Here is a 26,067-nt window from a genome sequence, read left to right on the forward strand (position 1 = left end):
ATGGGGTTTCATCCCCGCGCTGCGATGGACTACACGACCAGCTATTGGGAAGAGTTCCGCCAGCGCGATGCGTCGTCGATGGGAGAAATGCTGACCGAAGCACGGCTGGCGATGGTCCGGCGCCACTATGCGGGCCAGGTGGTAGACATTGGTATCGGTGGCGGTCGGTTCGTCGAATACGCCGCGGCTCAGGGCTACGACGTCAACGTCGAGGCCAACGAATGGCTGCGGCAGCGCGAGGCCTTCTGCGATCCCTACAGCCGCCCGGTGGACGCAATTACGTGCTGGGACAGCCTGGAACACATTCCGGACCCTGCTGCGCTGTTGGCCCAGGTTCGGGAGTGGGCGTTTATCTCCATCCCGATCTTCGAGGAAGGGGACGGCGTGCCTGGCAGCCGCCACTTCAAGCCGGGTGAGCACATCTGGTACTTCAGCCATCGCGGTCTGATCGACTGGATGCTGGTCCATGGGTTTGCCTGCATGGAGCATAACGAAGCAGAGACGGAGCTTGGTCGGGAAGGCATCCGGAGCTACGCGTTCATGAGGATCAAATGAAGGTCGAGGTCAAGCTTTCGGGCGTCGATGGGGTAATTGAAACCCTAAAGAGCTTACCCCCAGAGATCGTGTCGAAGCGAGGCGGCCCGGTGAAGCTCGCGTTGGCCAAAGGTGCCCGGCTAATTCGCGACGAGGCCAAGAAGAACCTGCGCCGCGCCATTGTCATGAACGGCGATGAATCGACGGGGCTGCTTGAGAAGAATGTCATTTCCAGTCGAGGCAAGCCGCCCAGCACTGGAAAGGGTGAGAGGTACTTGGTGCGTGTGCGCCGCAAGACCTACCCGGGGAAGAAGGGCAAGCCCGTGACGACCCGGGCCACGGCAAGCTTTATGGAGTACGGGACGGAAGACCAGCCGGCGACTCCGTGGCTGCGGCCCGCAGTGCGCCAGCATGGGGAAGCGGCGATCAACGTCATTACGCAAGACCTGAACAAGCGCATAGAAAAGGTGGTGTCCGAAATGGGTGCCAAGAACCGGAACAAGTGATGCTGCCCGCCGTATTCCAGACCCTTCAGACGCCCGCCGTGCTGGCAATCGTCGGCGGTACACCCGTTCGCATCTTTCGCCACGGCGCAGCGCCACAGGACACCGAAAAGCCCTATGTCACGTGGTTTGAAGTCGCTGGGCAGCCGTATGACCAAATCAGCGGCACGCCGTGCGGAGACTTTGACAGCGTGCAGATTGACTGCTGGTCCAAGTCGGATCTACAGGTTGAGCAGTTGGCTTCTGCGGTCCGGGACGCGCTGGATTTGGCAGGTATCGCCAATCGCCTTGTCGTGAACTCTCGGGAGCCAGAGACGCGGCTATACCGGATCGGCTTGGAAGCCGATTACATCACCTCCCGCTAAACCTCATTTTCCTGTTTCGACTGCCCGCCTAGAGCGGGCTTTTTTATGGAGTTTTGAAATGCCGATCCGCTCTCAAGGTACCGAGCTTTTCTATGTTCGTCCCGGCTCCTCGCCGGTTCTGGTCAAGTTGCACTGCCCGACCGGCATTACGGGCCTTGGTGGTGCGGCGGACCAGGTTGAAACCACGTGTCTGTCGGACACGGAAGACAAGCAGTACGTCCGTGGTCTGGGCAACCCTGGCCAAGTGTCGGCTCCGGTGAACTTCGACCCGCAGCAGGTTAGCCACGAAGACATGTTCGATCTGAAGGCGTCCGGTGAAACCCTGCAATGGGTCATCGGTATGTCTGACGGTACGACGCTGCCGACCTTGGACTCCAATGGTGACATCGAGCCGCCCGTTGGCCGATCCAGCATTCAGTTCACTGGCTACATTGCGGACTGGGGTCTGGATTTCGCTGGCAATGACGTCGTTAAGGGCACGCTGACGATCCAGCGTTCCGGCTCTGTCATCTTCACGAAGAAGGGCTAAGCATGCTCAACAAGTCGTACTTCACTCCGGAGACGGTGTTCGAAAAGGACGTTGATCTCGGCGACGGCAAGCTTCAAAAGCTGCACTTTCGCAAGTACAGCGGGGCAGGATTCGCGGCTTACGGTTACGCCGTTCGATCTCAGGATTCCGTGGAGCAAGGCAGGGCAAAGGCCATCTTGATTGCAGACTGTTATTGCAATGAAGAAGGTCAACGCCAATTGACTCTTTCCCAAGCGTGCGGGTTGAGACCCGAAGCGATGAATGCCATGTTTGTCGCGCTGCTTGAGGTCAACGGGTTCGTCGTTGACAAGAAGCCAGACGAGGAAGATCAGGACGATCCGGGAAACACGTAGAGGCCGGCTCCGACGATTGGTTATGGGCTGTCCTCGCTATGAGGCTCGGGGGCAGAACGATCCAAGAGTTGATGTCGGCCATGACACAGCATGAGTTTAGGTACTGGAAGGCGTTCTACGAACGGCATCCTTTCGACGACCTGCACGTGTTCCACCGGCCTGCGGCGTTGATTGCGCAGAGCATGGGAGGAGGCGATTTCGCCCAGAAGGTCGACTTGCTATCGAACCCGTTCGTCAAAGACTACTCCGATGCAGATTTGCGCACTCTCAAGGCGTTCGGCCTGAAACCTTAAGGACAAACAATGGCAACGGCAGGGTCCATAACAATCGATCTCAAATTGCTCACGGGCGCATTTGAGACCGATGCCCAACGTGCGTCCAAGATCTCGGAAAAGCGCTTCAAGGAGATCGAGAAGCAGGCGAAGGCAACCGCTACGGAAGTGAGCAGTGCATTTGCAGGACTTTTGAGCGGGGCGCTGCTGGGCGTCGGCGTCGGCACGATCTTCAACAAGTTCATTGAAGAGACGAAGAACGCCCAGAGCGAGCAGGCTCAGCTTGCAGCCGTTCTGAAGTCCACCGCTAACGCAGCAGGATTCACCGCGGCTGAACTGAACAAGATGGCCAGCGGTATGGCCGGGTTTGTCAGTGAGGGCGACATTAACCGCGCCCAGACCCGCCTGCTGTCCTATACCGGGGTGGTTGGCGATGAGTTCCCCCGGGCGCTTCAGGCCGCTATCGACATGTCGGTGCGCCTAGGCATGACCGTCGAGCAGTCCGCGGAAACGGTGGGCAAAGCGCTCGACGTGCCCAGCAAGGGTCTCGAATCGCTGTCCAAACAGGGCTTCCGGTTCACTGAAGAGCAGAAAAAGCTTGTTGAGTCGCTGGAGTCCACTGGACGTGTTGCCGAAGCACAAGACGTTGTACTCAAGGCGCTGGAGTCTTCCTATGGCGGCGCCGCGCAAGCTGCCCGGGAGACTTTGGGCGGCGCATTGCAAGCACTTCAGAATCAGATCGATGATTTGATGACCGGAGATGGCGGAAGCGTAGATGGGTTGACCGCATCGATTAACTCCCTTACCGACACGCTTGGATCTGACGAGACAAAGGCGTCGTTTGCTGCCTTCACGTCATTCCTTGCGGATATGGTTAGGGAAGTTGTCAACGCGGCTAGCGTCATCAACGCAACGTCGTTCACGACATGGCTGAAGTTTTCCGGATCGGAGATTGACAATCCTGATCGAGCTATCGCTGATATCGACCAAAAGATCTCGGAGTTCCAGCGGCAGTTAGAAGTGCTGGATCCAGAAGCGTCGCTCGCCAACAAGGTTAACGACTTCATCTGGGGAGATACGCAGGACCTCAAGGATCGCATTGCTGAACTTCAGAAGCAGCGTGAAGGACTGTTGATTTATCTGAAGAACCAGCCTAACCCTTACGCTGGAGTGGGAGAGACTGGCGCTCCCACGCTGGATCCCATCGTAACGACCGGTGGAACTCCTCCCAGCGGCGGTGGAGGCGGTGGAGGCAGGATTAAAGAGCGTGTCGATCAAGGCCAAAAGCTGATCGACCAGATGAACCAACAGATCGCGCTCACCGGGAAGCTTACCGAGTACGAGAAGCTGCTGGAGCAGGTCCGACTTGGCTCTGTGACATTCAAAACTCAAGCTCAGCAGGACGAGGCACTTGCCTCGGCTCAGACGCTGGACTTTATCAAAGAGCAGAACAAGGCCTACGAAGAAACACAGGCGCATCTCAAGGCGATGTCCAAAGTGTCGCAGGATACCGCGACGGAAATGGACGAGTTCGCCCGAGAAGCGGCTCGAAGCATTCAGGATTCTCTGGGCGATGGGTTGTACGGCCTGTTGTCTGGGAACTTTGATGATATTGGGCAGAAGTTCGCGCAAACCCTCACTCGCATGGCTGCGGATGCAGCTGCCGCCAACCTCGCGGGAGCGCTGTTCGGAGATTATGGAAAGACGGGCCAGATCGGCGGATTGCTGGGCGGGTTGGCGGCTGGGATCTTCGGCAACAGTATCTCGGCGTCTAGCTCCTATGTCAGCGCTGGGCCGGCCACGGGTAGTTGGGAAGGCCTGTCCTACTTCGACGAAGGCGGATACACCGGTTCTGGTGGGAAACTTGACCCGGCTGGCATCGTTCACAAGGGTGAGTACGTGTTCGATGCGGACTCCACTCGCCGCCTGGGCGTCGGGTTTCTGTCCCGACTCCGGGGTTACGCCGAGGGCGGTTATGTTGGTGCATCCGGGATGCCCGCTTCCGCAGGTGGATCCACCCGCGTTGAGATCATCAACAATGGCACTCCGCAACAGGTATCCAGCGCCAGCAGTTCGTTCGACGCTCAGGGCGAAGTGATCCGCATCGTTGTGCGAGATATCCAGCGCAACGGCGATACCGCCCGGGCGATCAAGGGGATGGCGGCATGAGCACATTCCCGAGCTACGCGAAGATTTTGCTGTCCGGCTACGCGGAGGATTCCGACTACGGAGTTCTTCGAACCGAGATGGACAACGGCATCGCCAAGCAGAGGCCGCGGCGTTCACTTCCCATCGTTACGCGCACTGTGGTGATTCATGTTGATTCGCTAGCAGACAAGAACGCCTTTGATGCCTGGCGCCGGGTTGATCTGTCTGGCAGCGCGGGATGGTTCGACTGGCTCGATCCGCTGGACGGTGTGGTGAAACAGACTCGCATCGTTGGCGGGAAGCTGTCTTGGACCAGTCCTGGCAAAGTCTGGCGGGCAAGTGGCCAGATTGAGACGGTGGGTTGATATGCCGGCAAATTACTCCAACGCGGCACGGGAGAACCTGCTATCGACCAGTCCGGATGAGCCGTTCCTTGTTGCTATTGAAATCCTTCACACGGATCTGACGACCCCGGCACGGTTCGTTAACGACACCCAAAACATCCTCATTCAAGGCAGTGAGTTTTTTGCGACTGCATTTCGGGTCGCTCTGCCGGATGACAAGGACCAACAGTTGCCTCAAGCGCGATTGGAGGTCGACAACGTGGGACGAGAGCTAACGCAATGGCTTGAATACAGCCGTGGCGGTAAAGGAGCCCGATGCCGAATCATTCAGGTGCTGCGCAGTGACCCGAATGTGATTGAGTTCGATATGACCATGGACTTGACCGGTCTAGTGATCGACAACATGACAGTGAGCGGTCTGCTCGGGTTCCAAAACACGTTGGGACAAACGGCGGTTGCCGTGCGGTTCGATCCGCTCACTTCACCGGGTCTTTGGTAATGCATTGGTCAGATAAGTACGTCGGCGTGGCGTATGTCCCCGTGACAGGTGATTGCGCCGCATTGGCGGCCAAAGTTGCCGAAGCGGAATTCGGCACGGTGCCTAATTTGCCAACTTCTCACGCGTTGACGCTGCGCGATCAGACGACGCAAATCCTCCAGCATCGCGACGAACTCGCCGACCGGATTGACCAGCCCTTTGATGGCTGTCCCGCTCTATTTATTGGGCGCGGCCGACTTTGCCATATCGGGGTGATGTGCTGGCTTGCGCATGAATGGTGGGTGTTACACGCGGACCAGACTGCCGGCTCAGTCATCAGGCAACGCCTCCGTGACATGACTCGGATTCACTTCAAACTGGAAGGCTTTTACAAATGGAAGTAGTGGATACGCAGCCTTCTCTCGTCCACCTGCCGAACCCGATCACGCCCGCCGGCAAGGTAGTCAGTTATGCGTCGTTCCTGCCCGGTGAAACCCTCGAAGCTTATTTGTCTCGGGTTGGCGTTCGCGTACTAGACGCGCCTATGCACGTTTGGCACAACGGATACCCGGTCCCCGCTAAGCTGTGGAAGCGGTTGATTCCTAGGACTGGGGATCAGATTCTGATCCGTGCCAAGATGGAGGGCGGCGGCGGGGCTGGCAAGATCCTTCGGACAGTTGCGCTCGTAGCTTTAGTAGTTGTCAGTGCCGGTTACGGCGCTGCGCTAGGCGGCGCTCTTGGGTTCACTGGAGCAACAGCCGGTGCCATCGGCAGCAGCATGATAATGCTGGCCGGGACGATGCTTATTAACGCATTGCTCCCAATGCCGATGCCTACCGCAGCGAAGCTTGGTGTTGGAGAAAAGTACGAATCTAGTCCCACCTACGCCATCCAAGGAGGCCGTAACCAGGCACGCCCTTGGGAGCCGATGCTTTTGGTCTTTGGACGCCACCGGGTAGTACCGGATTTGAGCGCGATTCCGTTCACGCAGCAGCAGGGGGACGATCAGTATCTGAATCAAATCTTCAATTTTGGGCTTCAGAACTGGGAAGTCATCATTGAAGATCCGAAGATTGGCGAGACGTCGATCTACAACTATTCCGGTGTGCAGGCCCAAGTTGCTGATTTATATGGACGAGTGAGCCTGTTTCCTGGGAACGTCGACACGCTTCAGGGGTTCACGATATCTTCCGCCGATGGATGGCGTAGCAGAACCACGTCGCCTGGCGTCACCACTCTCTCGGTCGAGCTGGCTTCTCGCCTTTTCCGGGTGAATGATGATGGGTCTATGGCGTCTAGGTCCGTCGACGTTGAGATTGAATACCGCTATGCCAGTGGCGGTCCCTGGAACCAGCTTGGGTACATCGACGCTGTATATGCGACCCACTACTGGTCGAAAGTCGTCTATCCATCGAGGGTACAGATTGGATTTGGTTCCACCAATTTTGGCGACCATACGGACGGAGAATCATGGTCAGACATCGATCCTGTCACCGGAGCACTAATCTCCGGCCAATGGCAGTGGAAACCGCATCCCTTTCAGTTGGGGCAGCCCTGGGTTGGGGTTGCTCCTGATCCACTGTTATCCCCGGCGGCGCCAGGGTTCAGGATGACTGGTTCTCGGCAGGAGCCAACCCGTAGAGAGGTGACTTGGAACGTCCCGCCTGGGCAGTTCGAAATCCGCGTGCGGAAGGTGACCGGCGATATCAATGATTCCCGGGAATCGAATGAAACTGCTGTTTCCCAAATTCTCGCCTTTCAGCAGGATGAGGCGGACTACACCGGACAAAGTCGATTTGCGTTGCGAATCAAGGCGACCGGTCAACTAAACGGCCAAGTCGATCAATTTAGCGCGGTTGCTGTCGCTCGGTGCAATGTTTGGAACGGATCGGCATGGGTCTTTGGGCCGACAAGCAATCCGGCCTGGTGGTTCCTTTGGTACGCAAAAGGGCGCCTTGCTCCGAACGGATCGAGAGTCTTCGGGTGCGGGCTGACGGATGCTCAGATTGACATTGAGGGTATCAAGGCCTGGGGCGCGTGGTGCGATGCAAACCGCCTGACGTTCAACTATGTGTTGGATCGGAAGATGAGTTCAGCCGACGTGCTGGACATGATCGCCCGAGCGGGACGTGCAGCGAAGACCCAGCACACCGGCAAACTTGGCGTCGTTTGGGATGCCGCGAACCTTCCTGAAGTGGCCACATTCGGGCCGTTCAACATCAAAGCTGGATCTTTTCAGATTGCATATCTCAACGAAGGGACGGTCGACGAGATCGTTCTGAACTTTGTTAACGCGGATCGCAACTGGCTGATGGATGAGGTGCGTGTACGCGTTCCCGGCGCGACTACGACTACCAATCCGCTGCAGCTAGATCTGGATGGTTGCACGAATCTGGACATGGCGAGCCGCGAAGCGAATCTGCTTGCAGCGTCTCAGGTCTGGCACCGCCGGCGGGTTTCGTTTGAGACCGACATCGAAGGTTATGTGGCGTCTAAGGGTGACGTGATCCGCCTGACGCACGACTTGACTGTTTGGGGATACTCAGGTCGCATGATGCCGGGTAGTAGGGGTGCCGTCGGCGGAGCACTCCCTAGAGTTGTGCTTGATTCCGCGGTTCCGTCCGATGGCACAGGCGTGGCCTTGTTGCGTGATCCTCGAGGCAGAATGAAAGTCGTATCGGTCACTTCGGCAGTGGGCGATGTGACCGAATTCACCATCGTTTCGGACCTTGCCGGGTTCCCGATGCCGGGGGATCCAGGCTTTGAGGATATCAACTCGCTTGATTGGGTGTGGCAGTTTGACCCGCTTCAAACTCCTGGGCGTCGTTTCAAGATTACCTCTGTGGAGCCGTCCGCTGATGGGGTGAAATTTACGGCAATCGACGATGACCCGGGCTATTACGCAAGTGAGAACAATCCGTATCAGTACACGCCGCCGAGAGATGGAGGGTTGCTCAACGGCGTTGTGTTCAATGTGACGTTCTCCGAAGCAATTCGGAGCGTCGCTAACGATGACATTGACGTTCAGATCAACTGGTCTATTTCTGCTGCCACTAAGGTTCAAGTTAACGTTTCAGTGGCGGGCGTCGCGCTCCAGCCCATCATCACGACCGAACGCAACATCACGGTTTCCGCGAAGACGGGCGACCTGATAGTGGTCACCGTCCGGCCGGTCAATCTGCTTGGCCTCGGGGCGCCGTTTCGAAGCCAGTACACGGTAACAGGCCTTCTGGCTCCCCTGCCAGCGGTTACGGGGTTGACAAGTGTGTTCCGCGATGGGCTGACAACCCTTATCTGGAACCGGGTGACGGATATCCGACAGCCGGACTACGAGGTGAGGATAGGTAGCTCCTGGGCAAACTCGCGAACGGTCGGCACCACGCAGGGCTTGGATATGCTTGCGGTCGGCAACGGGCTTTACTTTGTGGCGGCGCGCTTCAGGTTTGGCTCTCAAACGATCTACGGCCCCGCGGACAGTCTTCAGATCACAGGAGCGGTGCTAGTCCGAAATGTCCTTGCGACTATCCACGAAGATCCGGCATGGACTGGTTCGCTAGAAGGCGGGGCGTTCATCCACGATGGCGAACTGACGCTGAGGGGGATGGGCGACATTCTGTCTGCCCTAGACGTGCTTAGCCTCGAAGATGTCTTGTGGTTCGGCGGGGTGGAATCCGGAGGCATCTACACCACCAACGATTCGAACATAATCGACATCGGGTACGCGACGCCTGTTCGAATCGACTTCAGTATTGATGAGTACGCGCTCAATTTTGGCGAGGATGTGCTGTCGATTGTGGATGTCCTAGAGGAATCGGACATCCTCAACGATTCGAACCGCCAACGCTATCAGGTAATACCGCAGATCCAGTTCGCTCAGGACGATGGGGTGTTCGGCGACTGGCAGGACTACATACCCGGCACAGTGAACGCGCGGTATTTCCGCGTCCGGCTCGTTCTTCAGACCGACGATCCGCTAATCGTGCCGTTCGTGCGTCACTTCTCATGGACTGTTGATGTGCCGGACCTGGTGCAGACGGGGACCGGTCTCACTGTCCCAGCCGCGGGTATGCGCGTCACTTATGGCAAAGCATTCCACGCTAAGCCGAACCTGCAAGTCACCGAGTTGGACGCGGTAAGCGGGGATCGGGTCGAAATTCGGCAAACCACGGACCCACTTTTAGGTTTTGACGTCCAGATTTTTAACAACGTGACGCCCGTCGAACGGGTAATCAACTGGTTGGCACAAGGGTACTGACATGACGCAAGAAGCTATCGTAATTTCAACAACGCCGCCCCTGCCTGGCCTCAAGCTAGTACAGGATCTGAACGCTGCTCTGGAGACAGTCGCGACTGACTTTGCGGGTAGCGTAGATCCGGCGGCCTTCGCCGGGCCTTACATGACTTGGGCCGATACCGGCAACATGCTCATCAAGCGGCGCAACGACGCGAATTCGGCGTGGGTCGTTGAAGGGGCGCTTTTAAGCTATGGCAGCGCCTCTCTGACGTTCAAGGCCGCACCATCGGCCGCCTCGGATGATGTGGTGGTTCAGTCCCAAACATTTGGCGTCGGGCAGACGCTGCAGGATGTCACTGCAAGCCGTGCCATCGCGACCACGTACACCAATTCAACTGGCAAGCCCATTGTCGTTTATGTCTCCACGACAGGGACAACCACTAGCAGTGGAATCGTGGGCCGAATAAACGGATTCGATGCGGCATACAGCACACGGGACGGTTCCACGGGGTCGCTGGTTCTCAATATGGTGGTTCCTGCAGGATCTACCTACGTGGTGCAGAACATCGGCAGCATCACGGGAACGATTTGGAGGGAGTTGCGCTAATGAAAACTTTTATCGACACGGAAACGGGAAGCCCTTGGCAGTTTGCTGAGAGCGACGATATTCGCTTGATTGATGGCGTATACCGTTTCTTCGACGTAAGCGGAAGCCTTCTGATCAGCGTTCCCGAAACTCTTGTCCCCGGAGAGGCCCCACAACCGGTGGATCCTAGCCCTGTGCCTGTCACGGTCTTTTCCTCGCTGGACTACCTGCAAAAGTTCACGACTGAAGAGTACGCCGCGGCTCGTCAGCATGACAACCTGGCCGTCCAGTTCGGGCTTGACATGCTAATTGCCGCCCAGTACGTCGACCTGGATGACCCGCGTGTCGCGATGACGCTAAATTTACTTGTCGATGAGGGCGTTGTAACATCGGCGCGCCGAGATGAATTGCTCGCGCCAACAGTAGGTTAGCCCCAAATTTTTGGGGTGAACTAGCCTGCTTGAACGCTCGGAAGCCCTGAATGAACGTGTCTGGAACGAGGAAGATAGATGGCCTGACCTCGCTGCGCTTTTTTGCTGCGGCGTTGGTCGTGTTCGGGCACGGGATGAAGACTTTTGGTATTTCTATCCATGTCTTCGACCTCCGTAATGCGGTCTCGTTCTTCTTTGTTCTTTCTGGGTTCGTCCTGGTCCACTCCTACGGGACCATAAACGCGAAGAAAGATTACTGGACCTTTCTTTCAGCGCGCATCTCACGTCTATGGCCCGCCTATGCGTTCACGGGCCTCATAGCTATTCTCGCTCTGACTCCCATCAATACGGCTTACGACTTTCTTAGGGCGGTCGTTAACCTATTGATGCTTCAGTCGTTGGTCCCGTCGAGCTGGTTCTATTTCTCTTTTAACGGGGTGGCCTGGAGCGTTTCGGCGGAGATGATTTTTTATCTCGCGTTCCCTTTCGCTCTGCTGCTCTTACGACGGAGTTTTTGGTATCTGCTTGGAGTTGCCGCTCTAGTGGTCGTTGCGAACGTCTCTGTTGCCGCGATGGCCGATATGAGCGTGAGTGAGGGAGTCCCGGTCTCAGCGTGGGGACTTCTTTACATATCGCCACTCTGCCGAGTGGCTGAATTCTTCATTGGCATGGCGGCCTATCCCTTAGCAACTCGCTTCGTAAGCGCCTTGAAGGGACTGGACGTGGTTCGAGCAACGACGCTGGAAGCGGCTGTTTTGGCAGCTATGGTGGCCGGCATGGTGTTCACCGCCTGGCTGGCGAGGTCCGTTCTCTGGACCTCTCACCCTCAGCTGGCTCTATGGATTTTGGTAACAGGCCCAACGGTTATTTTTGCAGCGAGCCTAGTTGTTTTTTTTGCAGAGCGAGGCTTCGTTTCGAGGGTTCTCGGGTTTCGACCGCTTGTCTACCTCGGAGAAATCAGCTTTTCCCTTTACTTGCTGCACCAGCTCGTGCTGCGGGTCATGCTCGCCTATTTCGATCCATGGTTGAAAGCCAACTTGATGACCGCTTATGCAGCCTATTGGCTTATCTCAATCGTTGGCGCAGCTTTGATATTTGAATTCATCGAGCGCCCGTTCCGTTCGCCGTTACGGAGCTTCTTGAACCGCCGCGTTTTCGGGGGACCCAGCGCGAGAGCTGCGTAGAGGATACTTTTCGACCAAAAGCGAGCCGCCTTCGGGCGGCTTTTTCGTGCCCGCTTTGGCGGGCTTCTTTATGCCTGCAAGGGAGGCAAATCATGGCAAGGGTGAGCGAGAAAGAGGCAGGCGGGCGCAACGTACTGGCGTTCCTGGACATGCTGGCGGTGTCCGAGGGGACCGACGACCACCGGCAGCCGACGAAGGATGACGGCTACGACGTGCTGGTGGGAGGCAAGCTGTTCGCGGGCTACGACGACCACCCCAACGTGCTGGTAAAGCTGAACGCCTCGCTGTCGTCCACTGCGGCGGGGCGCTACCAGATCCTGTACCGCTATTGGCCGCACTACAAGGCGCTGCTGCAGCTTCCCGATTTTGGGCCGCTGTCCCAGGACCGCTACGCCGTCCAGCAGCTCAAGGAGCGGCGCGCGATCGCTGATATCCAGGCCGGCCGGTTTGATGAGGCCGTGTCGAAGGTGCGCAACATCTGGGCCTCGCTGCCTGGCGCCGGGTACGGCCAGCACGAGCAGAAGATCGAGCGGTTGCGCGAAGCCTACGTGCGCGCCGGCGGCACGCTCGCGGGGGCATGATGCAGGAGAACCTGGGATTCATGCTGTCCGTAGTGGGTGCGGATGCGGTGAGCGCAGCGGCGGCCGGCGAGCCGCTGACGCTTTCCCAGATCGTCGGATACCTGGTCGCGGCGCTGCTTGGCGGCGGCGCCATGTGGAAGGTCTTGCCCATCTTGATGGCTCGCATGGCTGTGTCCATGGCCGGTGCGAAGTCCGAGAAGGACGCAATCGAACGGCTTGAGGCTCAGTTGGCGGTCGAGCGCCAAGCAGCCGAAGCGGCTCGAGCTTCCGCAAATGAGGCCTACAAGCAGCGCAACGACCTCTATCTAGATCTTGCCAAGGTGCAAGCCGAGCTGGCTGCGCTGAATGAGCGGACGGCCTATCAAGCCCAGACGATAGAGCGGCAGAACACATTGATTGCCGAACTGACCGCTCAGGTGCGTGCATTACAGGGAGAGGTACGTGGAAAAGCTGCATGAATGGTGCCTGTGCAAGCACCCGAAATTGGCGCGCGCACTTCGTGGGCTGTATGCCATCGTTCTGGTGGCGACAATCTTCGGCGGCGGGTACTCGTTGGGCAGTCTGGTCACGTGGAAAAGTGCCTCATTGGCACTATCGGAACAGGCTGAAGTGAATCGTCAGCAGCGCGAGGACTATCGTCAGGCGCTGGCTGCCCTATCCGCCACTGTTAGCCGAGCCGCCGGGACGGCAGAGCAGGCGGCTGACAGAGTGGACCAGGCCGCTGAAGCTGCCGAAGGGGCTATCAAAGCTGCCAGGGGGGCCGCAACCAAAGCCAGTACGGCAGCGACGAAGGCCACAGCCGCGGCAAAGTCGGCCAGCACGGTCGTCAAGAAGGTGGATGAAGTCCTGTCACCGCCGCCAGCGCCGCCCGCAAGAGTGCCTGACTGGTTGAATACGCCATGAATCCGCTGTTGCGAACCGCGCTTCCCTATCTGATTGGTGCCGGGGTGCTGTTGGCCGTCGGCCTTGGTGTGCGGTGGTACGGCGCGAGTCAGTACCGAGCGGGAGTCAATCAAACGCTGCTGGAAGCGGCTGCAAATGCCCGCCAGATCGAGGCGCAGTACCGGCGCCAGGAACAGGAAATGGTGGCTGATTACACGGGCCGCCTGGAGAAAGCCAATGAAGACGTCCGCCTTTCGAACGCCGAGCGCGATCTTGCTAACGATGCTGCTGGCAGCTTGCGCGACGTCATCGCCACCCAGCGTGCCAGAGCCGCCCAGGCTGCCGCCCGCGCCGGCATCTCTGAGCAAGCCGCTACCCGAGCCTGGGACGTTCTCAAAGCGTGCACGGACGAATATGCAGCGCTGGCAAGAGACGCTGACGCAGCCATCGACGGATTGAGGGAGGCCGACGCTTGGGCGCAGGCGGCAGCGAAGATCCGACCCTAGTCAAGCTAGGCGCAAGGCTGTGCGACTGGCCCGGGATGGACGACTAATCCCATTCCTCTATATCTGCTATGGCCTCGGATTGGCGAGCTAGCGCTTTTTTCAATTCGTCTGAGAAAGTGTGCCACATACCTCGAACTTCCTCGGTAACGTAGTTCTTCCATTCATGCGCTTTCCCGCAATCACCCCAATCCGGGGACTGATAATCGTCGGGCGTTGTGTAGGTTTCGAGCATACTTATTCGATCTCCTTGGGCCCGCGATCCTTGGATAGATTGATCTCATCATCTGCCCCAATCTCCCGCACCCATGACCCGCACCCATCGTCTGGATGCGCGGGGGCTATCTTGTAGTCTGGTTCACGGCGGCAGTACGGCCTGCGCCCCTGGTCGGTTGTTTCACCGTGCCAGTGGGTACAGGTCCAGCAGCCTCCGGGGCGCTCGGATAGGGGAGTGAAGTAGGACATTTCTTGCGTCTAATACTCGCAGAATCGACTAGGAAACATGCGGGCTTACGGGGTGCTAAGCGGGCACAGAATATTAGACGTGTATCGCAATTACCTGTTGAAAGTCAAAGCGTTAGGTGAACTATCGCGCATGATGTTGCATCATGGGGGTATGGCCCGCGTGGGCGTCGGCGGCGGTGTTTTGCAGTGCGGAATTCATGCCCGTGATTGTATCGGGGCGGGGAAGGGGTTGCTGAGCTGGGGCGGGACGATCTGGCGGCGGGTTGCGATTTTTCGGATGGGCGGGCGGTTCGTGTGCACGGTGGCTGGAACAGAAATCCCTCGATTTTTGACTCCGTCGAACTCCAGCGGGCAATGAAGGGCCAGATTGAGATCGAGCGTACGTTCACAACCATGCCGGGCGATCTAGCCGATACGCTTGCAGATACGATCACCTTCGCGGATGCGTTTGCGCTGTTCGGGTACGATTGCTCGCTAACCAAGCGAGGCAACAGCATTAACCAGCAGAAGGGAATCAGCATGCTGCGCGATTTGGGTTGGTCCTTCTACAGCATCCTTGCGCTGATTTGCGGTATTGCTACTGCCTGGTTGCACTGGTGGGTGGTGATGCACGAGGGACTCTGGCCGTACATCATCTTCGAATTGATCCCCGGGCTTCCCGGCGTGGCTTCCGGCGTCTATGCCATACACCGAGATGGCAGCAAGGTAGCGTGGGCTGGTGTGCTGCTGTCGTTGTCGCCGCTGGCGACTTGGCTCAGCATCTGACAAGCGACTTGTTAAACATTTCCGTCCAGTGTCAGGCACATTCAAGCGTCAGACGAGCCAGCGGCCGCGCCGTGATCTGCAGCGACCCTTACCGTTGGCAAGCCCCGCCGATCCGCATGCCGGCTAATACAATTGGCGCGTTATCCAGACGGTCTGCCCATCCGTGACCACAAGCGAAAAGTTGAAGACCTGGGCCAAACGAATCAAGCGTGACGGCGTCACGCTATGGTTTGCCGGCAAGGACCCGCGAACGCCCTGGTACGCGAAGGCGCTCGGCGTGCTGGTCGTGGCTTATGCCTTGAGCCCGATCGACCTGATTCCGGATTTCATCCCGGTGCTGGGATACGTCGACGACGTCCTGCTGCTCCCCGTCCTGATCTGGCTGACCATCAAACTCCTTCCTTCGGATGTCATCTCGGATTGCCGTCAGCACGCTGATGAATGGATGCGAGAAAAGGGTGCAAAGCCCCGGAGCGTCCTCGGCGCGATATTGATCGTTGCGGCCTGGGCAGCCTTTGCCGCGGCGGCATGGCTGTGGTGGTCCGCCAGAGACTAGCCGCCGGCGTCACGATCCCGCCAACTTGCAGCCTTATTGCCCCGCCGGGCACAATCCCCCCTCGTGGCGCACGTGGACGCCGCAGGAGTTTCAACCCCCATGTCCGATATTGCTGTTCCTGCCGAGCTGGACGCCACCGAGAGGGTGACCATTTCCAGCGGCGACCACCAAGCCGAATTCGCCCCAGACGGGGGCGGGCGGCTGACGCGTCTCTCCACCGGCGCTCACGACTGGATCGTGCCCCTGACCGCCACCGAATGGCCCGCCGGCAAATGGCCTCGCGCCGGATCCTATCCGCTCGCGCCATATTCCAACCGCATCCGCGACGGCGTCTTCACCTTCAACGGCGCCCGATACGCGCTGCAGTCCGTGCCGAACCGCCCGCAGGCGATTCATGGAGCCGGGTTGTTCCAATCCTGGCAGGTCCGCAATCTGACACCCGATAGCGTCGACCTCGTGCTCGACCAACCTGCTGGCGTACTGGGCTGGCCCTGGCCGTTCGAGTGTGTGCAGCGCTGGCGCCTGGACAGCCGCGGGCTCAGCCTGAAGCTGTCCATCACCAACCAAGGCGACACCCCGATGCCATGCGGTATGGGCATCCATCCGTATTTCACTGCCCAGCGCGTGTCGCTGCACGCCCGACGCATCTGGCCGTCGGATGAGAATGGCCTCCCCACCGGCAGCAAAACGACGACAGTGCGTGAATTGCGCCAGTCCGCCGAGGGCTGCGACACGTACCTGTCGCAGTGGCAGGGCCGCGCGACGCTGCATTGGCCCGATGGGCACGAACTGGCGCTGCATGCCGATCCGGCATTCGCGCATCTGGTGGTGTACACGGCCCCGGGCGCGGATTTTCTTTGTGTGGAACCGGTCACCAACGTGGCCGACGCGTTCAACCTCGCTGCGGCTGGCGAGACCCGCACCGGCATGCAGGTGCTGGAACCCGGCGAGCGTTTTGCCGCCACGCTGCTATTAGGCCTTGCGCCGGCTCGCAAAAGGTAAATGGCAGCTTGGTAACCGCCGCACCCTGCGGCGATAATCCGCACAAATCAAGAATCAGGAGTCGTACGTGAAAAAGCTCAGCACCGAACAATTGCAGGCCGCTGTCGAGACGCTGCGCCGGACGCAGGCCAAGCTGGCTCGTGCGGGCAACCTGCCGCTGGAGCCGACCATCTATGCCAGCGCCAAGGGCTTTCGCCGCAACGTGCCCGATTACGTGTGGTCCTGGTTGTCCGGCCTGCTGGCGCCGCACAAGAGCCTGTCCGCCTGGATGGACGCGCATCAGACGGGTTGGCGCGAAGGCAAGACGCCGGCGGCCGCCGTCTATGCCCGCACGGAAAACGGCTGGTTCCAGTGGCTGATTGCCGAGCTGGAAGCCGAAATCAACGATCCGCACGCACGCGCCAAGCGCGAAGGCCGGGCCTGACAGGCCTGTTCACGCCCGGCGCGCCGCGCTGGCGCACGCGATCCCGCTCGGGATCGCCGCGTTTCTAGAACCCCTCCAGCACGATCTTGCCGCGCGCCTTGCCGCTTTCGATGAAGGCATGCGCGCGCCGCAGGTTTTCGGCGTTGATCTTGCCGTAGTGCTCGCCCAGCGTCGTGCGCAGGGTGCCGTTGTCGATGAGGCGGGCGGCCTGGTTCAGCAGCTCGTGCTGGGCGATGAGGTCGGGCGTGTTGTGCAGCGGGCGCGCAAACATGAATTCCCAATGCAGCGACGCCGATTTGCCCTTGAGGAGCCGGACGTCCACGGCGGCCGGGTCGTCGATCAGTGCGATCTTGCCCTGCGGCGCAATCGCCTCGGCCATCTGCGCAAAGTGCTTGTCCGTGTGCGTCAGGCCGGCGATATAGCTGACGTTCTCAAAGCCGATGCGCTTGAGCTCCTCGGTCAGCGGCCGCGTGTGATCGATGACGTGATGCGCGCCCAGTTCCCGCACCCAGGCCTGGGTTTCGAGGCGCGAGGCGGTGCCGATCACCGTCAGGCCGGTGAGCTGACGCGCCAACTGCACGAGGATCGAGCCAACTCCACCGGCCGCGCCAATGACGAGCAGGCTGCGCTGGCTGGGCGCGGCGTTGTCCAGCACGCGCAGGCGGTCGAACAGCAATTCCCATGCGGTGATGGTGGTCAGGGGCAGGGCGGCGGCCTGCGCAAAATCCAGGCTCTTGGGCATGTGGCCGACGATGCGCTCGTCCACGATGTGGCGCTCGCTGTTGGCGCCCGGTCGGGTCAACGCGCCGGCGTACCAGACGCGGTCGCCGGGCTTGAAGAGGCTGGTCCGGGCGCCGATCGCCCGCACCACGCCCGCGGCGTCCCAGCCGATGATTTCGGGCTTTCCTTCCTGCGGCTTGCGGTTGGCGCGGATCTTCACGTCGACAGGGTTGACCGAGATGGCGTGCACGTCCACCAGCAGGTCGTAGTCGCCCGGCACGGGCTCGGGGGCGGTGATGTCCTGCAGCGCTTCGGCGTGGTCGGCGGGCAGGTTCTTGAAGTAGGCAATGGCTTTCATGATGGGGTTCTGGTGATTCAAGGGATCAGATGATGGAGCGGACCACGCCGCCGTCCACGCGCAGGGCCGCGCCGTTGGTGGCTGACGCCTGCGTCGAGCAGGTGTAGACGACCATGTTCGCCACTTCTTCCACCGTGGCAAGGCGGCGCAGCAGCGAGGTCGGGCGGTGCTGGGCGATGAAGTCCTGCTCCATCTGTTCCTGCGAAACGCCTTGCTCCTTGGCCATTTCCGCAAAGAAGTCGGAGACGCCTTCGGACCGCGTCGGGCCCGGCAGCACGGCATTGACGGTGACATTGGTGCCCGCAGTCAGCTCGGCCAGGCCGCGCGACACGGCCAGCTGGGCCGTCTTGCTGACGCCGTAATGGATCATCTCGGCGGGAATCTGCACGGCGGATTCGCTGGAGATGAACACGATTCGGCCCCAGTTGGCCGCCAGCATCCGCGGCAGGTAATAGCGCGACAGGCGGATGCCGCTCATGACGTTGGTGTCCATCATGGCCTGCCAGTCGTCGTCGGTGATTTCGGTGAAGGACTTGGGCGTGAACGTGCCGGCGTTGTTGACCAGGATGTCGACGTCGGGATGCGCGGCGCTGACCGACGCCGCGCCGTCCGCGGTGGCCAGGTCCGCCTGCACGGTGGTGACCTGTGCGCCTGCCACCTGCTGTGAAATGGTCTGCGCGGCCTGCGCCAGCTTGCTTGCATTGCGACCGTGCAGGACGACCTGCGCGCCAGCCTGCGCCAATCCGGTGGCGATGGCCAGGCCGATGCCACCGGACGATCCGGTGACCAATGCCTTCTTGCCCTTCAGTTCGATGTTCATGCGGTGACTCCTTGCGTGTCGGGGAATGGATGCATGATTACCCACACCGCAGCGATGAAAAACCGGCTAGCATCGCAGGCAGTTTCAATAATTTTTTGAAAATGAGGCCGGAATTGGTCCGATTCGAGGATTTGAGAATCTTTGTCGCCGCGACGGATCTGGGCAGCTTTTCCGCCGCCGCGCGCGAGCTCGACCTGACGCCGGCGGTGGCCAGTGCCGCGCTCAAGCGGCTGGAACAGGAACTTGAAACGCGGCTCTTTGTGCGGTCCACGCGCAGCCTGCGGCTGACCAGCGACGGCGAGCGTTATCTGGAATACGCGCGGTCAGCGATCTCCACGCTCGAGGCTGGCAAGAACGCCATGGCGCGCGACAAGACGGACATCGCCGGCACCTTGTCGGTGTCGATCCCTTCCGACCTGGGCCGCCACGTGCTGCTGCCGTGGCTGGACGAGTTTCAGCGTCAGCATCCCCGCGTCAATTTCCAGTTGCGCATCAGCGACCGGCTGGCGGACCTGTACCGGCAGCCGGTCGACATCGCCGTGCGTTACGGCACCCCGAACGACTCAAGCCTTGTCGCGCTGCCGCTTGCCGAACACAACCGGCGCGTGGTGTGCGCCGCGCCCGCCTATCTAGCGCGACATGGCGTGCCGCAAACGCCGGCGGATCTGCGGCGGCACAACTGCTTGTCGTTCGTGCTCGGCGAAACCCTGCATGACCGCTGGACATTCGAGCATGACGGCACCAGCCTCACCATTCCGGTCAAGGGCGATCGCGTCGGCGATGACGGCGACCTGGTGCGGCGCTGGGCGCTGGCTGGGCACGGCGTGGCGTACAAATCACGCTACGACGTGCTGACGGATCTTCGTGCGGGCCGGCTTGTCGAACTGCTGACCGGCTACGTCAGCGAACCGTCACCGCTGTACCTGCTGTGCGTGCACCGCATGCTCCTATCCCCCGCAGTGCGGCGGCTGCGGGAGTTTTTGCAGGAGCGCTTCAAGGCGTTCGAGGCCGGTTAGCGGCGCGTTAATTGGGGGGCCGCGGTAGGGATACGCCGCAGCCGTTCGCCAAATCAATGCGCCGCGTGATGCCCGCCCGCTGCCTGCTTGTTCGCCGCACGCGTGCGCGCCGCCTTCTTGGCAGCGGCCGAGCGGCCAGCCGCACCCTTGGTCGCCGCGGCCTTGCGAGCCGCAGCCGAGCGGTCCGCAGCTGTGCGCTTGCTCGCCGTCTTGGTCGCGTTGCGTGACAGCGCCGACTTCGATGCGGGCTTGGTGCTTTCCTTCTTCAGGGCCTTGGTTGCGGCCTTGGAGCGCGTGCTCGACTTGGCATGGCCGTCGTGCGCCGCGCGCGTGTCCTGCTCGGCCTTGCGTTTGGTTTCGGCGCTGGCCTTCTTGGGCGTGGCAAGCTTCACACCAGCGCGGCGCGCCTTGGACAGGCCGATCGCGATGGCCTGCTTGCTGGACCGCACGCCATGCTTGCCTTCGCGCACGTTGTCGATTTCCTCGCGCACAAATTCGCCGGCCTGCGTCGACGCGGACTTTCCCTCCCGCTTGTCGCGCTTGGCGCGTTCGATGGTCTTTCGTTCAGGCATGGTGATCTCCTTTGCTTCGCGTTGCAAAAGCGATTCCGTCGCCGGTCGAGACCGCGCGACGGAACTCGTAACACCACTCTATCGCTGCGCAGGTATCCTGTGTGTTCGAATGGATTGCCGGTCGTAAGCGCCGGAACACGGCCAAGCACCGACGATTCACGACTCACCTCACAGCGGAGACGAGCTATGTCGAATCATGTCTATAAGCAGATCGAGTTGGTGGGCTCTTCCACCAAATCCTCCGACGATGCGATCGCGAAAGCCATTGAGCGCGCGTCCGAAACCTTGCGCAACCTGGATTGGTTTGAAGTGACCGAAGTGCGCGGTCACATCAAGGACGGCAAGGTGGCGCACTGGCAGGTGGGATTGAAGATCGGCATGCGCCTCGAAGGCGATTCCTGATCCCGGTGCTGGTCATTCCTTGACCGCACCTTGCAAGTGACTGTCACATAACGGGTTTCTGTACTTGTTGTGCGACTGTTCAGAGGCTTGTCCACATTCCATGGGGACAAGCCTGTCTGCTTTTTGCAAGAGGCCTGCCATTCTCGATGCGGCCCGCATCTCGGTTGCCTAGTGAGCGTTTCTTGCCCGCGAGCTGCAAGTCCCTGACCTGCAAGGCTTTTTGCAGACTCCCCCTAGGCTGTCCTCAGGCTTATCCACATTTGGCGGGGACAACACAGGCCCAAACAAACTGCGTTTGGGCCTTTCGTGACCACGCCCCGCAGGGCGTTGATATGCAACAGGATTTTCAACCTGTGCGCACACTGTCCTCATGCTTTTCCACAGAAGGCGGGGACAAATTCACATTGGAGTGCGCGACACCTGGCTTTCTCGGACGCTAGTGCCAAAAACCGGGGATAACTCCATCAGAAATCGCCCATAAGGATGATTGCGCATTTATTGACCGCGTCCTGCAAGTGCTTGGCGCGTCAGGGAATTTTGCACCTGCCCCAAGGCTGTCCTCACCTTTCTCCACAGTTGAAGGGGATAAGTTTCTCTCTGGGTGTCTGACACCCAAGTTGGTCTAACAACGAAGCGGCGCGGATAAAAAAAACCCCTCGACGAATCGAGGGGCTTGATCGCCCGGAGGTAGGTCGGGCGATCGGCGCCGGCACGCTGCGCGTGGCCGGCGTCGGCGGCAGATCAGGTGTTGAATTTCTTGACCCAGTCGACGTAGCGGTCCACCCAGCCCTGCAGGAATTTGCGGGTGCCTTCGTTGGTGATGTTGAACTGGTCGTCGACCAGGCCTTCGGAATACTGCAGGAAGACTTCTGGCGTGGTGAGGGCGTTGGCGCCTTCGGCGGCGAGGATGTTGCGCAGGTGTTGCTGCATCATGGCGGTGCCAGCGGCGCTGGGCGATGCGCCCACGATGCCTACGGCCTTGCCGGGCCACGAGTTCTGGCCCCACGGGCGCGAGCCCCAGTCGATGCCGTTCTTGATGGCGGCCGGGACCGAGCGGTTGTGCTCGGGCGAGACGAAGAGGATGCCTTGCGCGTCGGCGATCTGCTGCTTGAGCTTGGCGGCGGGCGCGGGCAGATTGTTTTCGTTGTCCTGGTTGTAGAGCGGGATGTCGCCCAGGCTCACATACTCGAACTTGAAGTCGGCCGGAACCAGCTTTTCCAGCGCACGCGCCAGGCGCAGATTGATCGAGGCGGCGCGAAGGCTTCCGACGAAGACTGCAATCTTGTATGTGCTCATGAGCGTGTGCTCCAACGAGGGAAAAAGGAACAGCCAGTGTAGACCTGCACGGGGCCGGGCTCAATGCCGATTGCGCATATTCATATGGCGTCGTCAGCCGCGAGTCATGCCAAGGCCGATGGCCGCGTCAGGTCATCAGACTGACATGCGCCGCCACCACGCGCCAGCCTTGCGGCGTCCGCATCCAGGTCTGGCTTTGGCGTCCGATGCGCGTGCTGCCTTCGCGTTGGAATTCCAGGTTCGCGGTGGCGAAGTCCTGGCCATAGGTGGTGATGGCGGTGCGCAGGACCTCTCTTGCAAGGCCTTGCGGGGAACGCTGTGCGCGGAAGGCGCGGATCTCGTCGTAACCGTAGAGGTTTTCGCCTGCGCCGTAGCGCAGCGTGTGCGGGCTGTTCCAGAACAGGGTGTCGAGCACTTGCACGTCGTTGGAAACCAGTGCGGCTTCGTAGCGTTCAACGGCGGCCGTGACTTCGGCCAAGACGTCGGGCAGATTGATGTCCATTGCTGCTTATCTCCGATATGCACCGAACTGGTGCGTCGTGTAGGGGTTATCACCAATATGGGGTGTGTTGCGGTGCGCAATTACTCGGGCCTTCTGGCTGAATGACACCGCCAAGGGGCAAATGCTGCGCCGCAAGGCTGGCACACGGATTGCTAGGGTTAACGTGCATAACACGCTGCACGCTGCCCAGGAGTTCCGCCATGTCTCATTCTGCCGTTCCCGGTCCGGTCACCATGCTGGTGACGCGCCACATCGCGCCCGAGCGCTATAGCGATTTCCTGTCCTGGATGCGTCAGGGCGAAATCCTGGCGGCGGGTTTTCCGGGGTTTCTCGGATCTGGCGTGCTGCAGCCGCCGGAAGGCGGCGATGAGTATCAGATCGTGCTGCGCTTCACCGACGAGGCCAGCCTGAACCGGTGGGAAAAGTCCTTGCCACGCCGCATGTGGCTGGAGCGCGGTGCAACGCTGGTGCGCGCGAGTCACGAGCATCGGGTGAGCGGCACGGCTGGGTGGTTTGCGCCGAAGGCCAGCACGCCGCCGCGCTGGAAGCAGGCGGTCAGCATTTGGCTGGCCTACTTTCCGGTGCTGCTGGTGTTCTCGGTGTTGGTGAGCGAGCACTTGAGCATCCTGCCGGTGTTCTGGCGTGTGTTGATCACGAGCGTGATATTGACGCCCATCATGGTGTTTGTCTGCATTCCCGTCATTACGCGCGTGCTGCACCGCTGGTTGCGCGCCAGCTGAACCGGGCCGGCATGGCGGCCGCCCGAGGAGCGGCCTGAAAGCCCGAAAGCCCAAAAGCCCGAAAGTCCAAAAGCTCGAGAGCCCGAGAGCCCCAAAGCCCAAAAGCGTTAAGGCCCCCAAAGCTCGAAAGCCCGCGCGCCCCCAAGCCCGAATTTTGGCAACCCCCGCAGGCCCCCCGCCCGCCCGCCTTCACGCCGCCTTCGCGCGGCGTGTCGCGTACAGCCGGTGCAACGTAATCTTGCGCACGGCCTCCTGACTGTCCTTGATATGCGCGCGCAGCAGCGCCGCGGCGCTCGCGCCGTCGCGCGCCAGTACGGCGGACAGGATCGCGGCGTGTTCCCGGTACGTGGTGCCGATTCGATCGGGCTGGGTGAAGTCGAGCCGGCGCACGATGCGGATCCGCTCGGTTGCCGCCCGATGCACCCGTGCGATCTCTGGGTTGCCGGCGGCCGCCACCAATTCGATGTGAAAGCGCTCGTCCAGGTCGGCCAGCCATTCGCAATCGCTGGACCGCTCGCTCTCATCGACCAGCCACGTCTCCACGAGCGCGCGCAGCGCCAGCAGCGGATCGGGCGATTGCCCGGGCGTGCACAGCGCATGAACCGCTGCCGCTTCCAGCACGCTGCGCAGCTCATAGAAATGATCCAGCGTTTCAAAATCCAGCGGCTTGACCAGCCATCCATTGCGTTGCCGCACCTCCAGATAGCCTTCGCGCTCTAGCCGGAACAGCGCCTCACGGACCGGCGTCCGGCTGACCTGAAGCCGGTCCGCGATCTCCGTTTCGGTGAAGCGGTCGCCCGGCGCCAGCCGGAACTCCAGGATGTCACGCTTGAGCGTGGTGTAAGCGGAGTCGGCCAGCGTGCGCGGCATGTCGATGGCGGCGAATGCGGATTCCATGTCGAAGCTCCAGGCGTTGCGGTGTAGGAAACGTCAAACCGGCCGTGTGCGTGCCGCGCCAGCCTGCTCCAGCGTGTGGGCCGCACGCAGGCAATCGGCTTCGCGCCAGGGCGCGGCGATCAGTTGCACGCCCAGCGGCAGGTGGCCGTCTTCGTCCAGTTCCGGCCACGTGGGCGCCGTGCAGACCGGCAGCCCGATGGCGGAAATGGGTTGCGTCAATAGCCCCATGCTGGCGCGAGCGGGCAGTTGCTTGCCCGCGAGTGTCAGCCAGTCCGCGCCGATGGGCGTGGCGCTGACGGGCGTGGCGGGCGCGATCAGCACATCGTATTGGTCGAAAAGGGCCAGCGCCTCGAGGTAGGCGCGATGGCGCACGCGCTGCGCCTGCTGCACCCAGGCTGCTGGGACGAGGCTGCCGGCGACCAGGCGGTCGCGCGAGTGCGGTTCGTAGTAGTCGTAATGCGTGACGAGCCGGCGGCGGTGCAGCGCGCCGCCTTCCGCCGCGGTGATGATGAAGGCGGCGGAGCGCGCCTGCACGGCGGCCGGCATGTCGACCACGTCAGTCGCGCCCAGGGCGCGCGCGGCGATTTCCACGGCGCGGCGCGCCTGCGGACCCGCCCATTCCGAAAAGTAGCCGCCCAGCACCGCGACGCGCAGCCGTCCATTGCCTTCCGCGATGGCCGGCAACGTGGGCGCCGCCGGGCGCTGCGCGCAGGCGACGTCCGCGGCATCGGCGCCTTGCAGTGCGTCGTAGGCGGCGGCCAGGTCGCTGACGCTGTTTGCAAACGGACCCAGATGATCCAGGCTGCCCACGAACGGGAAGGAACCCGTGCGCGGCAGGCGGCCAAAGGTGGGCTTCAAGCCAAAGACGCCGCACAGCGAGGCAGGCACGCGGATCGAACCGTTGGTGTCCGATCCCAGGGTCAGCGGCACCAAACCGCCGGCGACGGCGGCGGCGCTGCCGCCGGACGAGCCGCCCGCGATGCGCGAGGTGTCGTGCGGGTTGCGGCAGGCGCCGTAATGGGTGTTTTCCGTGGTGAAGCCGTAGGCGTGCTCGTCCATGTTGAGCGCGCCGATCAGCACGGCGCCCGCCTCACGCATGCGTTCGACCAGCAGCGCGTCGCGCCGAGCGGGCGGGTTGGAGGCGTTGACGCGCCCGCCGGCCAGCGTGACCTCGTCGGCGATATCGAAGAGATTCTTCACGGCGTACGGCACGCCCGCCAGGGGCGGCAGCGTTTCGCCGCGTGCGCGGCGCGCGTCGATGGCCAGGGCTTCCTGCCGCGCGCGGCTTTCCGTGACGGCCGTGAAGCAGTTGTAGCGGGGATCGCGCTCGCGCACGCGGGCAAGCGTGGCGTCCAGCACGGCGGCGGCGCTGCGTTCGCCGCTGCGGACCTGGCGGGCGATGTCGTGAGCGGGGCCGGTCACGGACGGAACACCGAAGCGGATTCCAGTTCCACGGGCAGCGCCTCGTCGGCGAAGGTCGACGCGATGTCGTGGATGCGCGAGAACTGCTGCACGACCTGCTCGGCGGCGGACTCGCGCAACGCATATCCCGACAGCGCCAGCGCGCTGCGCACGTATTGGTCGATGGTTTCCTGTGTCATGGCG

The 26,067-nt window shown here is 60.9% G+C and carries 34 protein-coding genes; 25 read left to right on the forward strand and 9 right to left on the reverse strand.

The genetic code is table 11. The features are described 5' to 3' along the window. The first annotated feature begins 24 nt into the window (after positions 1–24). The 18 genes from KW836_RS19750 (at position 25) to KW836_RS19835 (ending at position 13,930) form a co-directional block, all read left to right on the forward strand. Positions 25–555 (forward strand): bifunctional 2-polyprenyl-6-hydroxyphenol methylase/3-demethylubiquinol 3-O-methyltransferase UbiG, encoded by a 531-nt coding sequence (locus tag KW836_RS19750; protein WP_218344517.1) that lies wholly within the window; start codon positions 25–27, stop codon positions 553–555. Beyond that, positions 552–1,040, forward strand: coding sequence for an HK97-gp10 family putative phage morphogenesis protein (locus tag KW836_RS19755; protein ID WP_218344518.1), 489 nt, complete (start codon positions 552–554; stop codon positions 1,038–1,040). The genes KW836_RS19750 and KW836_RS19755 overlap by 4 nt, the downstream gene beginning before the upstream one ends. Beyond that, positions 1,040–1,402: a DUF3168 domain-containing protein gene (locus tag KW836_RS19760; protein ID WP_218344519.1), complete on the forward strand. Its 363-nt coding sequence runs from the start codon at positions 1,040–1,042 to the stop codon at positions 1,400–1,402. Before KW836_RS19755 ends, KW836_RS19760 begins: the two co-directional genes overlap by 1 nt. Positions 1,403–1,460: 58 nt before the next feature. Beyond that, positions 1,461–1,931, forward strand: a complete 471-nt coding sequence (locus KW836_RS19765) for a phage tail tube protein (RefSeq protein ID WP_218344520.1) — start codon at positions 1,461–1,463, stop codon at positions 1,929–1,931. Positions 1,932–1,933: 2 nt separating this feature from the next. Then, on the forward strand, positions 1,934–2,284 hold the full coding sequence (locus tag KW836_RS19770) for a hypothetical protein (protein WP_218344521.1): 351 nt from the start codon (positions 1,934–1,936) through the stop codon (positions 2,282–2,284). Between the two features lie 80 nt (positions 2,285–2,364). Then, complete coding sequence (locus KW836_RS19775; RefSeq protein ID WP_218344522.1) at positions 2,365–2,577, forward strand: hypothetical protein; 213 nt, start codon at positions 2,365–2,367, stop codon at positions 2,575–2,577. Positions 2,578–2,586: 9 nt separating this feature from the next. Then, entirely contained in the window at positions 2,587–4,725 is a 2,139-nt protein-coding gene (locus KW836_RS19780) for a phage tail length tape measure family protein (RefSeq protein WP_218344523.1), read from the forward strand. Next, positions 4,722–5,069, forward strand: coding sequence for a hypothetical protein (locus KW836_RS19785; RefSeq protein WP_218344524.1), 348 nt, complete (start codon positions 4,722–4,724; stop codon positions 5,067–5,069). Before KW836_RS19780 ends, KW836_RS19785 begins: the two co-directional genes overlap by 4 nt. Before the next feature lies 1 nt (position 5,070). Further along, positions 5,071–5,547, forward strand: coding sequence for a DUF1833 family protein (locus KW836_RS19790; RefSeq protein ID WP_218344525.1), 477 nt, complete (start codon positions 5,071–5,073; stop codon positions 5,545–5,547). Further along, complete coding sequence (locus KW836_RS19795) at positions 5,547–5,930, forward strand: hypothetical protein (protein WP_218344526.1); 384 nt, start codon at positions 5,547–5,549, stop codon at positions 5,928–5,930. Before KW836_RS19790 ends, KW836_RS19795 begins: the two co-directional genes overlap by 1 nt. Next, entirely contained in the window at positions 5,921–9,781 is a 3,861-nt protein-coding gene (locus KW836_RS19800; protein ID WP_218344527.1) for a host specificity protein J, read from the forward strand. Before KW836_RS19795 ends, KW836_RS19800 begins: the two co-directional genes overlap by 10 nt. 1 nt (position 9,782) lies before the next feature. Then, positions 9,783–10,367 carry a hypothetical protein gene (locus KW836_RS19805; RefSeq protein WP_218344528.1) on the forward strand — a complete coding sequence of 195 codons (585 nt, stop codon included), beginning with the start codon at positions 9,783–9,785 and terminating at the stop codon, positions 10,365–10,367. Beyond that, positions 10,367–10,777 carry a hypothetical protein gene (locus KW836_RS19810; protein WP_218344529.1) on the forward strand — a complete coding sequence of 137 codons (411 nt, stop codon included), beginning with the start codon at positions 10,367–10,369 and terminating at the stop codon, positions 10,775–10,777. Before KW836_RS19805 ends, KW836_RS19810 begins: the two co-directional genes overlap by 1 nt. Positions 10,778–10,827: 50 nt before the next feature. Then, positions 10,828–11,961 (forward strand): acyltransferase, encoded by a 1,134-nt coding sequence (locus KW836_RS19815; protein WP_218344530.1) that lies wholly within the window; start codon positions 10,828–10,830, stop codon positions 11,959–11,961. A 92-nt stretch (positions 11,962–12,053) separates the two neighbouring features. Further along, positions 12,054–12,542, forward strand: coding sequence for a glycoside hydrolase family 104 protein (locus KW836_RS19820; protein WP_218344531.1), 489 nt, complete (start codon positions 12,054–12,056; stop codon positions 12,540–12,542). Next, positions 12,539–13,000 (forward strand): hypothetical protein, encoded by a 462-nt coding sequence (locus KW836_RS19825; protein WP_218344532.1) that lies wholly within the window; start codon positions 12,539–12,541, stop codon positions 12,998–13,000. Before KW836_RS19820 ends, KW836_RS19825 begins: the two co-directional genes overlap by 4 nt. Beyond that, entirely contained in the window at positions 12,984–13,445 is a 462-nt protein-coding gene (locus KW836_RS19830) for a hypothetical protein (RefSeq protein WP_218344533.1), read from the forward strand. The genes KW836_RS19825 and KW836_RS19830 overlap by 17 nt, the downstream gene beginning before the upstream one ends. Further along, positions 13,442–13,930 (forward strand): hypothetical protein, encoded by a 489-nt coding sequence (locus tag KW836_RS19835; protein ID WP_218344534.1) that lies wholly within the window; start codon positions 13,442–13,444, stop codon positions 13,928–13,930. Before KW836_RS19830 ends, KW836_RS19835 begins: the two co-directional genes overlap by 4 nt. A gap of 43 nt (positions 13,931–13,973) precedes the next feature. Here KW836_RS19835 and KW836_RS19840 read toward each other — a convergent pair whose 3' ends face one another. Continuing rightward, positions 13,974–14,162, reverse strand: coding sequence for a hypothetical protein (locus KW836_RS19840; protein WP_218344535.1), 189 nt, complete (start codon positions 14,160–14,162; stop codon positions 13,974–13,976). Positions 14,163–14,746: 584 nt separating this feature from the next. Between KW836_RS19840 and KW836_RS27970 the strand changes: the two genes are divergently transcribed. The 4 genes from KW836_RS27970 to KW836_RS19860 all read left to right on the forward strand — a co-directional run bounded on the left by KW836_RS27970 (position 14,747) and on the right by KW836_RS19860 (position 17,139). After that, positions 14,747–15,157: a hypothetical protein gene (locus KW836_RS27970; protein ID WP_255595997.1), complete on the forward strand. Its 411-nt coding sequence runs from the start codon at positions 14,747–14,749 to the stop codon at positions 15,155–15,157. A 163-nt stretch (positions 15,158–15,320) separates the two neighbouring features. Then, positions 15,321–15,713 carry a YkvA family protein gene (locus KW836_RS19850; protein WP_218344536.1) on the forward strand — a complete coding sequence of 131 codons (393 nt, stop codon included), beginning with the start codon at positions 15,321–15,323 and terminating at the stop codon, positions 15,711–15,713. A gap of 99 nt (positions 15,714–15,812) precedes the next feature. Continuing rightward, positions 15,813–16,715 (forward strand): aldose 1-epimerase, encoded by a 903-nt coding sequence (locus KW836_RS19855; protein ID WP_218344537.1) that lies wholly within the window; start codon positions 15,813–15,815, stop codon positions 16,713–16,715. 67 nt (positions 16,716–16,782) lie between these two features. Next, complete coding sequence (locus tag KW836_RS19860) at positions 16,783–17,139, forward strand: hypothetical protein (protein WP_175124275.1); 357 nt, start codon at positions 16,783–16,785, stop codon at positions 17,137–17,139. A gap of 64 nt (positions 17,140–17,203) precedes the next feature. Here the strand turns inward: KW836_RS19860 and KW836_RS19865 are convergent, their stop codons facing one another. Together KW836_RS19865 and KW836_RS19870 are read right to left on the reverse strand one after the other, a co-directional pair. Then, the gene (locus tag KW836_RS19865) at positions 17,204–18,217 is read right to left on the reverse strand and encodes a zinc-binding alcohol dehydrogenase family protein (RefSeq protein WP_218344538.1); all 1,014 of its coding nucleotides are present in this window, start codon (positions 18,215–18,217) and stop codon (positions 17,204–17,206) included. Between the two features lie 25 nt (positions 18,218–18,242). After that, positions 18,243–19,037 carry an SDR family NAD(P)-dependent oxidoreductase gene (locus KW836_RS19870; protein WP_218344539.1) on the reverse strand — a complete coding sequence of 265 codons (795 nt, stop codon included), beginning with the start codon at positions 19,035–19,037 and terminating at the stop codon, positions 18,243–18,245. A 113-nt stretch (positions 19,038–19,150) separates the two neighbouring features. Here KW836_RS19870 and KW836_RS19875 point away from each other — a divergent pair, with 113 nt between their 5' ends. Next, positions 19,151–20,053 (forward strand): LysR family transcriptional regulator, encoded by a 903-nt coding sequence (locus KW836_RS19875; RefSeq protein ID WP_218344540.1) that lies wholly within the window; start codon positions 19,151–19,153, stop codon positions 20,051–20,053. Between the two features lie 53 nt (positions 20,054–20,106). Here the strand turns inward: KW836_RS19875 and KW836_RS19880 are convergent, their stop codons facing one another. Then, the gene (locus KW836_RS19880) at positions 20,107–20,625 is read right to left on the reverse strand and encodes a DUF6496 domain-containing protein (RefSeq protein ID WP_218344541.1); all 519 of its coding nucleotides are present in this window, start codon (positions 20,623–20,625) and stop codon (positions 20,107–20,109) included. Positions 20,626–20,811: 186 nt separating this feature from the next. Between KW836_RS19880 and KW836_RS19885 the strand changes: the two genes are divergently transcribed. Beyond that, complete coding sequence (locus KW836_RS19885) at positions 20,812–21,027, forward strand: dodecin (protein WP_056563617.1); 216 nt, start codon at positions 20,812–20,814, stop codon at positions 21,025–21,027. Between the two features lie 741 nt (positions 21,028–21,768). On the opposite strand, the gene KW836_RS19890 is transcribed toward KW836_RS19885, so the two are convergent. Continuing rightward, a complete protein-coding gene (locus KW836_RS19890) occupies positions 21,769–22,323 on the reverse strand; it encodes an NADPH-dependent FMN reductase (protein ID WP_218344542.1) in 555 nt (184 codons plus the stop codon). A 127-nt stretch (positions 22,324–22,450) separates the two neighbouring features. Continuing rightward, complete coding sequence (gene hpxZ, locus KW836_RS19895; protein ID WP_105239804.1) at positions 22,451–22,825, reverse strand: oxalurate catabolism protein HpxZ; 375 nt, start codon at positions 22,823–22,825, stop codon at positions 22,451–22,453. 200 nt (positions 22,826–23,025) lie between these two features. Between hpxZ and KW836_RS19900 the strand changes: the two genes are divergently transcribed. Beyond that, positions 23,026–23,565: an antibiotic biosynthesis monooxygenase gene (locus KW836_RS19900; protein WP_175138620.1), complete on the forward strand. Its 540-nt coding sequence runs from the start codon at positions 23,026–23,028 to the stop codon at positions 23,563–23,565. Between the two features lie 189 nt (positions 23,566–23,754). On the opposite strand, the gene KW836_RS19905 is transcribed toward KW836_RS19900, so the two are convergent. Genes KW836_RS19905 through KW836_RS19915 form a run of 3 tightly spaced genes read right to left on the reverse strand, consistent with a single transcriptional unit; the run spans position 23,755 to position 26,063 of the window. Next, positions 23,755–24,462 carry a GntR family transcriptional regulator gene (locus KW836_RS19905; protein ID WP_218344543.1) on the reverse strand — a complete coding sequence of 236 codons (708 nt, stop codon included), beginning with the start codon at positions 24,460–24,462 and terminating at the stop codon, positions 23,755–23,757. A 33-nt stretch (positions 24,463–24,495) separates the two neighbouring features. Continuing rightward, the gene (locus KW836_RS19910) at positions 24,496–25,884 is read right to left on the reverse strand and encodes an AtzE family amidohydrolase (RefSeq protein WP_218344544.1); all 1,389 of its coding nucleotides are present in this window, start codon (positions 25,882–25,884) and stop codon (positions 24,496–24,498) included. Next, entirely contained in the window at positions 25,881–26,063 is a 183-nt protein-coding gene (locus KW836_RS19915; RefSeq protein WP_218344545.1) for a DUF4089 domain-containing protein, read from the reverse strand. The genes KW836_RS19910 and KW836_RS19915 overlap by 4 nt, the downstream gene beginning before the upstream one ends. Positions 26,064–26,067: the final 4 nt, after the last annotated feature.

This window comes from Achromobacter sp. ACM05 (assembly GCF_019218915.1).
GTDB classification, from domain to species: Bacteria; Pseudomonadota; Gammaproteobacteria; order Burkholderiales; family Burkholderiaceae_B; genus Achromobacter; species Achromobacter animicus.

Coding starts and splice junctions, on each gene's coding strand:
- KW836_RS19885 (WP_056563617.1), top strand. CDS start 20,812: ATGTCGAATCATGTCTATAAGCAGATCGAGTTGGTGGGCTCTTCCACC.
- KW836_RS19775 (WP_218344522.1), top strand. CDS start 2,365: ATGACACAGCATGAGTTTAGGTACTGGAAGGCGTTCTACGAACGGCAT.
- KW836_RS19795 (WP_218344526.1), top strand. CDS start 5,547: ATGCATTGGTCAGATAAGTACGTCGGCGTGGCGTATGTCCCCGTGACA.
- KW836_RS27970 (WP_255595997.1), top strand. CDS start 14,747: ATGAAGGGCCAGATTGAGATCGAGCGTACGTTCACAACCATGCCGGGC.
- KW836_RS19890 (WP_218344542.1), bottom strand. CDS start 22,323: ATGAGCACATACAAGATTGCAGTCTTCGTCGGAAGCCTTCGCGCCGCC.
- KW836_RS19825 (WP_218344532.1), top strand. CDS start 12,539: ATGATGCAGGAGAACCTGGGATTCATGCTGTCCGTAGTGGGTGCGGAT.
- KW836_RS19765 (WP_218344520.1), top strand. CDS start 1,461: ATGCCGATCCGCTCTCAAGGTACCGAGCTTTTCTATGTTCGTCCCGGC.
- KW836_RS19820 (WP_218344531.1), top strand. CDS start 12,054: ATGGCAAGGGTGAGCGAGAAAGAGGCAGGCGGGCGCAACGTACTGGCG.
- KW836_RS19905 (WP_218344543.1), bottom strand. CDS start 24,462: ATGGAATCCGCATTCGCCGCCATCGACATGCCGCGCACGCTGGCCGAC.
- KW836_RS19750 (WP_218344517.1), top strand. CDS start 25: ATGGACTACACGACCAGCTATTGGGAAGAGTTCCGCCAGCGCGATGCG.
- KW836_RS19880 (WP_218344541.1), bottom strand. CDS start 20,625: ATGCCTGAACGAAAGACCATCGAACGCGCCAAGCGCGACAAGCGGGAG.
- KW836_RS19835 (WP_218344534.1), top strand. CDS start 13,442: ATGAATCCGCTGTTGCGAACCGCGCTTCCCTATCTGATTGGTGCCGGG.
- KW836_RS19780 (WP_218344523.1), top strand. CDS start 2,587: ATGGCAACGGCAGGGTCCATAACAATCGATCTCAAATTGCTCACGGGC.
- KW836_RS19800 (WP_218344527.1), top strand. CDS start 5,921: ATGGAAGTAGTGGATACGCAGCCTTCTCTCGTCCACCTGCCGAACCCG.
- KW836_RS19805 (WP_218344528.1), top strand. CDS start 9,783: ATGACGCAAGAAGCTATCGTAATTTCAACAACGCCGCCCCTGCCTGGC.
- KW836_RS19810 (WP_218344529.1), top strand. CDS start 10,367: ATGAAAACTTTTATCGACACGGAAACGGGAAGCCCTTGGCAGTTTGCT.
- KW836_RS19900 (WP_175138620.1), top strand. CDS start 23,026: ATGTCTCATTCTGCCGTTCCCGGTCCGGTCACCATGCTGGTGACGCGC.
- KW836_RS19760 (WP_218344519.1), top strand. CDS start 1,040: ATGCTGCCCGCCGTATTCCAGACCCTTCAGACGCCCGCCGTGCTGGCA.
- KW836_RS19855 (WP_218344537.1), top strand. CDS start 15,813: ATGTCCGATATTGCTGTTCCTGCCGAGCTGGACGCCACCGAGAGGGTG.
- KW836_RS19790 (WP_218344525.1), top strand. CDS start 5,071: ATGCCGGCAAATTACTCCAACGCGGCACGGGAGAACCTGCTATCGACC.
- KW836_RS19770 (WP_218344521.1), top strand. CDS start 1,934: ATGCTCAACAAGTCGTACTTCACTCCGGAGACGGTGTTCGAAAAGGAC.
- KW836_RS19870 (WP_218344539.1), bottom strand. CDS start 19,037: ATGAACATCGAACTGAAGGGCAAGAAGGCATTGGTCACCGGATCGTCC.
- KW836_RS19785 (WP_218344524.1), top strand. CDS start 4,722: ATGAGCACATTCCCGAGCTACGCGAAGATTTTGCTGTCCGGCTACGCG.
- KW836_RS19755 (WP_218344518.1), top strand. CDS start 552: ATGAAGGTCGAGGTCAAGCTTTCGGGCGTCGATGGGGTAATTGAAACC.
- KW836_RS19840 (WP_218344535.1), bottom strand. CDS start 14,162: ATGCTCGAAACCTACACAACGCCCGACGATTATCAGTCCCCGGATTGG.
- KW836_RS19815 (WP_218344530.1), top strand. CDS start 10,828: ATGAACGTGTCTGGAACGAGGAAGATAGATGGCCTGACCTCGCTGCGC.
- KW836_RS19915 (WP_218344545.1), bottom strand. CDS start 26,063: ATGACACAGGAAACCATCGACCAATACGTGCGCAGCGCGCTGGCGCTG.
- hpxZ (WP_105239804.1), bottom strand. CDS start 22,825: ATGGACATCAATCTGCCCGACGTCTTGGCCGAAGTCACGGCCGCCGTT.
- KW836_RS19865 (WP_218344538.1), bottom strand. CDS start 18,217: ATGAAAGCCATTGCCTACTTCAAGAACCTGCCCGCCGACCACGCCGAA.